This is a genomic window from Bradyrhizobium uaiense, assembly GCF_010811875.1.
GTDB classification, from domain to species: Bacteria; Pseudomonadota; Alphaproteobacteria; order Rhizobiales; family Xanthobacteraceae; genus Bradyrhizobium; species Bradyrhizobium uaiense.
In genome coordinates this window covers 1-250 of the sequence record NZ_VKHP01000748.1, presented here as the reverse complement: position 1 = coordinate 250, position 250 = coordinate 1, and the positions used below count along the sequence as shown (strand labels likewise).

Annotated in this window: 1 protein-coding gene; it reads left to right on the top strand. The window is 56.0% G+C overall.

The features are described 5' to 3' along the window. Nucleotides 1-183: hypothetical protein (locus FNJ47_RS50795; RefSeq protein ID WP_206685431.1), on the top strand; the 183-nt coding region annotated here is incomplete at its 5' end. Nucleotides 184-250 lie beyond the last annotated feature (67 nt).

Below are 250 nucleotides of genomic sequence, written 5' to 3'. Positions count from 1 at the left end.
AACGCGGCCAGACGAAAGAAAGTAATTTCTCTTTCAAGAGAAATTTGGATGATGGAAGAGCCGTCTTCTGCTCGAGAACGCATTAATTCTCTCCGCGCGCGGCGCGGTGGCCAACGTTCGGCTGCGGCAAAGGACTGCCTCATAGAGGGGAAAGAAGATCATTTCAAGGTGTCGGCGTCGTGAACGGCGGAGCCTCAGGAGGGGCGTAACGCTCCGTTGCATCGAGATCTTCGCGCCATTGCTGCCGAGG